We start from the raw sequence: 7760 nt of genomic DNA on the forward strand, positions 1-7760 counted from the left end.
TTACCTGTGCTTAAAGATCTTTTTGGGAAAAAGCGCAAATTCGCTACAGTTCCTTCTGAGACACTAGCACGTGTCCCTGCTTCCACCGACATTAGCAAGGAAGCGGGTACGAAAGAAAAGGAAGTCCCTGAGGGATTGATGAATAAATGCCCACATTGTGGGACGATTCACTACTCGAAGGATTTGGAGAAGAACTTGCGCGTCTGCAAAGGCTGCCAGTTCCATTATTCCATGTCCGCTCCTGAGCGCCTGCAAGCGCTTCTGGATGATGGGGTTCTGAAAGAAGAATTTGATGCCAATTTGATAACAGCCAATCCACTCGGTTTTCCTGGTTATTTGGAAAAACTGGAGCAAGATATGGCCAACACCAATTTGAACGAGGCGATCATTACAGGCGAAGGTTTCCTAGGTGGGAACCGCATTGTGATTGGGGTCATGGATTCTCGTTTCCGTATGGCGAGCATGGGCTCGGTCGTCGGGGAAAAAATCACGCGTGCAATTGAGCAAGCGATCGAACGGCGTTTGCCTTTCATTCTGTTCAGTGCATCTGGTGGAGCACGCATGCAAGAGGGCGTATTGAGCCTGATGCAAATGGCGAAAACCAGCGCAGCGTTGTCTCGATTGGATCGCGAACGCTTACTGTTTGTCTCGGTCATGACGAATCCTACATATGGTGGGGTATCAGCCAGCTTTTCTTCGTTGGGAGATTACAATATCGCAGAACCAGGAGCTATGATCGGTTTTGCTGGGCGTCGAGTCATTGAGCAAACGATCCGTCAGGAGTTGCCAAAAGACTTCCAAACAGCGGAATTCTTGTTAAAAAACGGGCAGCTCGATATGGTGGTACACCGTAAGGACATGCGAAATACGCTGTCCAAACTGGTAGAGATGCACACGTCTCGGGAAGGAGTAGAAACATGGCAGGCGAGCTCTCCTTTGAAAAGCCATTAGTAGAATTACAAGATAAGATTAAGGAATTGCGCCGTTTTACTGAAGAAAAGGGAATTGACTTCTCCGAAGAAGTACAGCGTCTCGAACAAAAATCAAAAGAGCTTGCTGCGCAAATCTACGGCAATTTGACTCCATGGCAACGCGTACAGCTGGCTCGTCATCCGGAACGGCCAACGACTTTGGACTATATACAACTACTTTTTACTGATTTTATCGAGGTTCATGGAGACCGTCTGTTCGGAGACGACCATTCGATTGTGGGTGGAATTGCCAAGCTGGATGGACGTCCGGTTACAGTCATCGGTCACCAAAAAGGGAAAGACACAAAAGACAACATCAAGCGTAATTTCGGGATGGCTCATCCTGAAGGCTACCGGAAGGCATTGCGCATTATGCAGCAAGCGGATAAATTCGGTCGCCCGATCATCTGCTTTATTAATACATCAGGGGCATATCCTGGAAAAGCGGCAGAAGAGCGCGGTCAGAGCGAAGCGATTGCCCGCAATCTGCGTGAAATGGCGACATTTGGCGTGCCAATTATTTGTATCGTCATCGGGGAAGGCGGAAGCGGTGGAGCCTTGGCGATCAGCGTAGGTAACCGCATCTATATGTTGGAGAATTCCTATTACTCCGTGATTGCACCAGAGAGTGCAGCAGCGATTCTCTGGAGAGATTCCAGCTTGGGTATGCGTGCAGCGGAGACGATGAAAATTACGGCACCTGATTTGTTGGAATTAGGAGTCATTGACGGAATTATTGATGAACCATTCGGAGGAGCCCATCGTGATTTGATCGCGCAGGCAGGAATGGTCAAGGCGGTCATCGCGGAACAACTAGAACAGCTGGGCCGTTTAACTCCAGATGAATTGATACAGGAACGTTACGAGAAGTTTAAACAGATCGGACAATTCGCCTCCCTGTAAGAAACAGGGGGCGTTTTTTTCTTTTTTCTCTGAGGAAAATCTGCTACAATCGAAGTCGAATGAAAGAGTTATCAGAGCTTTCAAAAAGTATGGCACATATCTTTTGAGTGTATAACAGATATGAGGATTTGAGTGATACAGCATGTTTCATACAAAGTATGGTACATACTGTTTCCGTTAAATGACATGCTAAAGACGATACGATTGGAGAGGTGGATTCCATGCGGAAACTTGCAGTTCTCACTAGCGGTGGAGATTCTCCTGGAATGAATGCCGCCGTCCGTGCGGCTGTACGTCGTGCTCATTTTCACGAGGTACAAATGTTTGGGGTTTACCACGGATACGAAGGGCTGATGAGGGGAGATATCAAGGAGATGTCTCTAGGCTCTGTTGGGGATATTATCCAACGGGGAGGAACCATTCTCTACTCCGCTCGCAGTGAGGCGTTCAAGACGGAAGCCGGACAGCAAAGAGCGGTGGAACAATTACGTGCTCATGAAATTGAGGGTCTGATTGTCATTGGGGGAGACGGATCGTTTCGCGGTGCACAGAAGCTAACCGAAAAAGGTTTCCCGACTATTGGCGTACCAGGGACGATTGATAATGATATTCCATGCACCGATTTCACGATCGGGTTCGATACGGCATTGAATACCGTAGTGGAAGCGATCGATAAAATCCGCGATACGGCCACCTCGCATGAACGCACGTACATTATTGAAGTAATGGGGCGAGATGCTGGCGATCTGGCATTGTGGGCAGGGCTTGCAGCTGGTGCCGAGTCCATTATGATCCCAGAAGCGTCGCAGGATATGGACGACATTATTGAACGTTTGCATGCTGGACAACGCCGTGGTAAAAAGCATTCCATCATCATTGTGGCGGAAGGGGTAGGAAGTGCCGCTTCTTACGCCGAAGCGATCACGAAAGAGACAGGCTGGGAGACTCGCGTGACGGTACTGGGTCATATTCAACGTGGTGGTTCCCCTACTGCGATGGACCGAATGCTGGCGAGCCGAATGGGTGCCGCAGCTGTCGATTTGTTGCTGGAAGGCAAGCAGGACCGAATGGTTGGGGTTCAAAACAACCAGATCGTTGATGTTGATTTTCAGGAAGCATTGGCGAAAAAGCATCAATTGGATTTATCCATTTATCAATTGGCGCGCACGCTATCTATATAAAACTGACAGTTTTTACGAGTGTCGAGGAGGCCTACATCCTATGTTAAGGAAAGCAAAAATTGTATGTACCATCGGACCAGCGAGTGAATCGGTTGAAACGCTGAAGAAACTAATTGAAGCAGGAATGAACGTAGCGCGTTTGAATTTCTCGCACGGTTCCCACGAGGAGCATGCGGCGCGAATCGTAAACATTCGTCAGGCATCAAAAGAAACCGGGAAACCCGTTGCAATCCTGTTGGATACAAAAGGTCCTGAAATTCGCACGGGTACGCTGGCAGTAGATGCAGTCGAGCTCGTAGAAGGAAATACGCTGATCCTCACCACGGAGGAAGTAGCGGGTACCGCAGAGCGCGTCTCCATTACGTATCCGGAATTGCCACGTGATGTGAAAATCGACGATACGATCTTGATCGACGACGGCTTGATCGGGTTGACTGTACAAGAAGTGCGTGGCACCGAAATCATCTGCTTGATCAAAAACGGTGGAACACTGAAGAGCAAAAAAGGCGTTAATGTTCCTGGTGTTAAAATCAACTTGCCAGGTATCACAGAAAAGGATGCGCAGGATATCGAATTCGGTATTGAACAAGGAGTCGATTTCATCGCGGCTTCCTTCGTCCGAAAAGCATCGGATATCTTGGAGATTCGCCAAATTCTGGAGCGCCATAACGTGCGTATCGATATTATCGCGAAAATTGAAAACCAGGAAGGCGTCGATAACGTAGACGATATTCTGGTAGTAACAGATGGAATCATGGTTGCGCGTGGTGATTTGGGCGTAGAGATTCCGGCAGAAGAAGTACCGCTTGTTCAAAAGAAGCTGATCAAAAAATGTAACGAACTCGCGAAGCCAGTCATTACGGCAACACAAATGCTTGATTCTATGCAGCGCAACCCACGTCCAACACGTGCGGAAGCAAGTGACGTTGCGAACGCCATTTTCGATGGGACAGACGCAATCATGCTCTCCGGAGAGACGGCTGCTGGTAAATATCCGGTTGAGTCTGTCGAGACCATGGTGCGGATCGCTGTACGTGCAGAGCAAGAGCTGAATTATCGTGAAATCTTGTATGCACAAGCACAGCTTAAACAAGTGACGATTACGGATGCGATCAGCCAAGCTGTATCCAACGCAGCATTGGATCTGGACGCAGCAGCAATTATTACAGCGACCGAAAGCGGACACACTGCTCGCATGGTATCAAAGTTCCGTCCGAAAGCACCAATCGTGGCTGTAACGCCGCATGAAGCGATTATTCGCCGTCTTGCACTCGTAAATGGCGTGTATCCAGTGAAAGGCGAAATGGCGAATACAACCGATGAAATGCTGGAGATGTCTGTTCAAGAGGCGCTTGATGCAGGCTTCGTTCGTCACGGCGATCTCGTTGTGATCACAGCAGGCGTGCCTGTGCGTGAAGTTGGGACAACGAACCTGATGAAAATCCACGTCATTGGCGATGTGGTAGCAAAAGGACAGGGTATCGGCCGCAAAGTTGTTACAAACAAGGTAGTGATTGCTAGATCAGCTGAAGAGGCACTGGCAAAGGTAGAAGAAGGAGCAATCCTGGTAACCATCGGTACAGACTCCGATATGATCGAAGCGTTTAGCAAGGCTGGAGCGGTGATTTGCGAAGAGGGTGGACTTACCTCTCACGCAGCTATCGTAGGCCTGAATCTCGGCATTCCAGTCATCGTAGGAGTGCAATTTGCTACGGATGTATTGAAGGACGGACAAATCGTTACAGTGGATTCCGAGCGTGGGCATATTTACTCAGGACATACCCGGATTCTGTAGGTAAAGCTACTCATCTTTAATGGAGAGTACCTCTGAAGGGTGACTAAAGGGTCACCCTTTTTGACTTGGTGTAAAAAGGATTAGCCGACGAACTATCTGATAAGTTTTACCAGATACCGGTGATTATTAGGTGATGCAAAGCGAGTGGGAATCTGTTAAAATCGGTCGGTGGCTTTGTGTCAGAACGAATGAAATCCATACGTTCGGGGTTTCCAAATCATGCCAGAATGGATGTTGTAGCGCTCGCTGCCAGGAAAAGGCTGAACATAGATCTGCCCTTTAGTACGTCCAATGTTCGGGATTTTGTGTCAAGTGTTTTTTTAGGGCGAACACAACATCTAGTATTGTCGAAAATTATTTCGCACAATATATAGGTAAAACTATTGAGTTTTACAGATAAAGATAGTTAAACTAGAGAGGAAAGATTTGAAGGAGGAACGATATGCTGGCGACCGAAACCGTATCCCGAACTCAATTTTTGCGGGATGAATTCTTAGATCAATATCCTGATTTTCCGAACCATATGAGTCCTCTGGGACAATTTGTTTACTACCGTACTTATTCTCGCTTTGTACCGGAAAAAGGAAGACGGGAAACGTGGAAAGAAACTTGCCGCCGCTCGGTGGATTACAATATTAAGCTGGCTTATCAGCATTTGAACAAAATCGGAATGAACGCCGATTCCCGCGCAATGGAAAAAGAGGCAGAAGGCTTGTTTGACAACATGTTCAACCTTCGCCAGTTTTTGTCTGGCCGTACCTTGTGGGTTGGTGGAGCAGACAACGGTGTAGCGGATTTGTATCCGTTGGCGAACTTCAACTGCTCCTTCCTGAACATCAGGTCTTGGGATGACTTGGGCGATTTGTTCTACCTTCTCTTGGTAGGAACTGGCGTAGGCTTCAAATGTACGAAGGAAATGGCTGCTGGACTCGGCCCGATTCGCACGAATGTTTCGCTGCTTTCTTCTGAATACAGACCGCTGCCAAAGCATCAACGCCTGGAGCGTTCTGAACTGAATGTACTGGATAACGGCTTTGCCAAAATTTATGTGGGCGACAGTAAAGAAGGCTGGGTAGAATCCCTCCGTCTCTACCTGCAAATTTTGACAGATTCCACTTACGAACACATTCACACCGTGAAAATCTCTTATAACAGCGTGCGTCCGAAAGGCGAGCGACTGAAGCGCTTTGGCGGTACGGCTAGTGGTCATGAGCCGCTTCGTGAAATGTTTGAAGGAATCGATAAAGTGTTGAAAAACCAAATCGACCAGCATTTGGCACCAATCGAGAGTGATGAAAAAGGATACGGTAAAATCCGTCCGATACATATCCTCGACATTGGAAACCTCATCGGAGCAAACGTCGTAGTAGGTGGCGTGCGCCGTACAGCGGAAATTTTCCTGTTTGATCACGATGACTACGAGTGCATGCTTGCAAAATACGGCATCAATGGCTTCTGGACGGAGGATCAGCTGAACCATCACCGTCGTGTAGGCGAGCTGTTGGGAGAGCACAAGCCTGTATGGTTTGACAGCATCCAAAATGTAGGGGACGGACGCGTTGGTCTGGATCACCGCCGCATGTCCAACAATTCCATCGCTTTTACCCAACAACCGACCAAACCATTCTTGAACCTCGTGTTTACCTTGATGCAATTAGAAGGCGAACCAGGCTTCATCAACCTGGAAGAAGCAAACCGTCGTCGTCCAAATGCAGAGGGCTTGAACCCTTGTGCAGAAATCCTGCTCGATTCTTATGGCGTCTGCAACCTGACGACAGTCAATCTGGTTGAATTCGTGAAGGATCGCGGGGATGGTTCCAAGTATCTGGATCTCGATGGCTTGCTGGAAGCACAACGTAAATCTGCTCGCGCTGGACTGCGCATGACGCTGGTAACGCTGGAGCTGCCGCATTGGGATACCGTTCAACAGCGTGACCGTTTGCTCGGAACTTCCCTTACTGGTGTGAAGGATGCGCTGGCATCCCTTGGCTATACAGAAGAGCAAGAGCTTGAACTGCTGCGCCAGCTGGGCGATGCTGCTCGTGACGAGGCGAACCGTTATGCGTATGAGCTGCGTGTGAACTCTCCACTCTTGGTAACGACCGTGAAGCCGGAAGGTACGCTGTCTCAAGTAGCTGGTGGTGTCTCCAGCGGTCTGCACTGGTCCCATTCGCCGTACTACATCCGCCGCATTCGTATCAATGCTGAGGATCCATTGGCAAAAGCGGTACAAAATCTTGGATGGACAGTCAACCCAGAGGTAGGAACACCAGGCGAAACGTATGAAGAGCGCATGGCAAATGCACGTACACTCGTAATCGATTTCCCTGTAGCCTCAGGCGCAGAAGAAACGAAGAACGAAGTAAGTGCAAAGCGCCAATTCGATACGTACTTCCGATTCCAGAAAGAATATACGGAGCATAACTCTTCGAACACGATTACGGTACGCAAGGAAGAGTGGGCAGAAGTAGAAGACATCGTTTACGATAACTGGGATAATTTCGTAGGTGTATCCTTCTTGCAATTGGATGGCGGAAACTACCAATTGGCTCCATATGAAGAGTGCACCAAAGAACAGTACGAGGCATTGAAGCAGTCCATGAAGCCGTTTGACCCTGCGATTTTGCAGCAGTATGAAACTGGCGGCGAGGCTGACCTGTCCACCGCTGAATCTTGCGAAGGCGGAGCTTGCCCGATTCGTTAAGCGATCTGAATAATAAGAGGCAGAGGTAGACTGAGAAAATCAGTCTGCCTCTGTTTTTTTATGTGGCTGTAGGGGAGAGAAGAATATTTCCAGTCTAGGCTCCAGACTCCGTCCTGCTGAGGGCTGGGACTGCCCGCTCCGAAGGGATTCGCGGGGAAACGCAAAAGTGGTAGCCGTTACGCCGCGTGAGCACGGTTGCGTTTCTT

At 48.7% G+C, this 7760-nt stretch carries 5 protein-coding genes; all 5 read left to right on the plus strand.

The window, feature by feature from the left end:
* Positions 1 to 6: 6 nt before the first annotated feature.
* The 5 genes from accD to nrdJ all read left to right on the plus strand — a co-directional run bounded on the left by accD (position 7) and on the right by nrdJ (position 7554).
* A complete protein-coding gene (accD, locus tag HP401_RS33805) occupies positions 7 to 951 on the plus strand; it encodes an acetyl-CoA carboxylase, carboxyltransferase subunit beta (RefSeq protein WP_173606853.1) in 945 nt (314 codons plus the stop codon).
* Positions 918 to 1874, plus strand: coding sequence for an acetyl-CoA carboxylase carboxyl transferase subunit alpha (gene accA / locus HP401_RS33810; protein ID WP_012685108.1), 957 nt, complete (start codon positions 918 to 920; stop codon positions 1872 to 1874). Before accD ends, accA begins: the two co-directional genes overlap by 34 nt.
* Positions 1875 to 2095: 221 nt before the next feature.
* Positions 2096 to 3055 (plus strand): 6-phosphofructokinase, encoded by a 960-nt coding sequence (gene pfkA, locus HP401_RS33815; protein ID WP_012685109.1) that lies wholly within the window; start codon positions 2096 to 2098, stop codon positions 3053 to 3055.
* Between the two features lie 40 nt (positions 3056 to 3095).
* On the plus strand, positions 3096 to 4850 hold the full coding sequence (gene pyk, locus HP401_RS33820; RefSeq protein ID WP_173606854.1) for a pyruvate kinase: 1755 nt from the start codon (positions 3096 to 3098) through the stop codon (positions 4848 to 4850).
* Positions 4851 to 5292: 442 nt separating this feature from the next.
* Positions 5293 to 7554, plus strand: a complete 2262-nt coding sequence (gene nrdJ, locus HP401_RS33825) for a ribonucleoside-triphosphate reductase, adenosylcobalamin-dependent (protein ID WP_172140980.1) — start codon at positions 5293 to 5295, stop codon at positions 7552 to 7554.
* Positions 7555 to 7760: the final 206 nt, after the last annotated feature.

The sequence above is a fragment of the Brevibacillus sp. HB2.2 genome, from assembly GCF_013284275.1.
GTDB classification, from domain to species: Bacteria; Bacillota; Bacilli; order Brevibacillales; family Brevibacillaceae; genus Brevibacillus; species Brevibacillus brevis_D.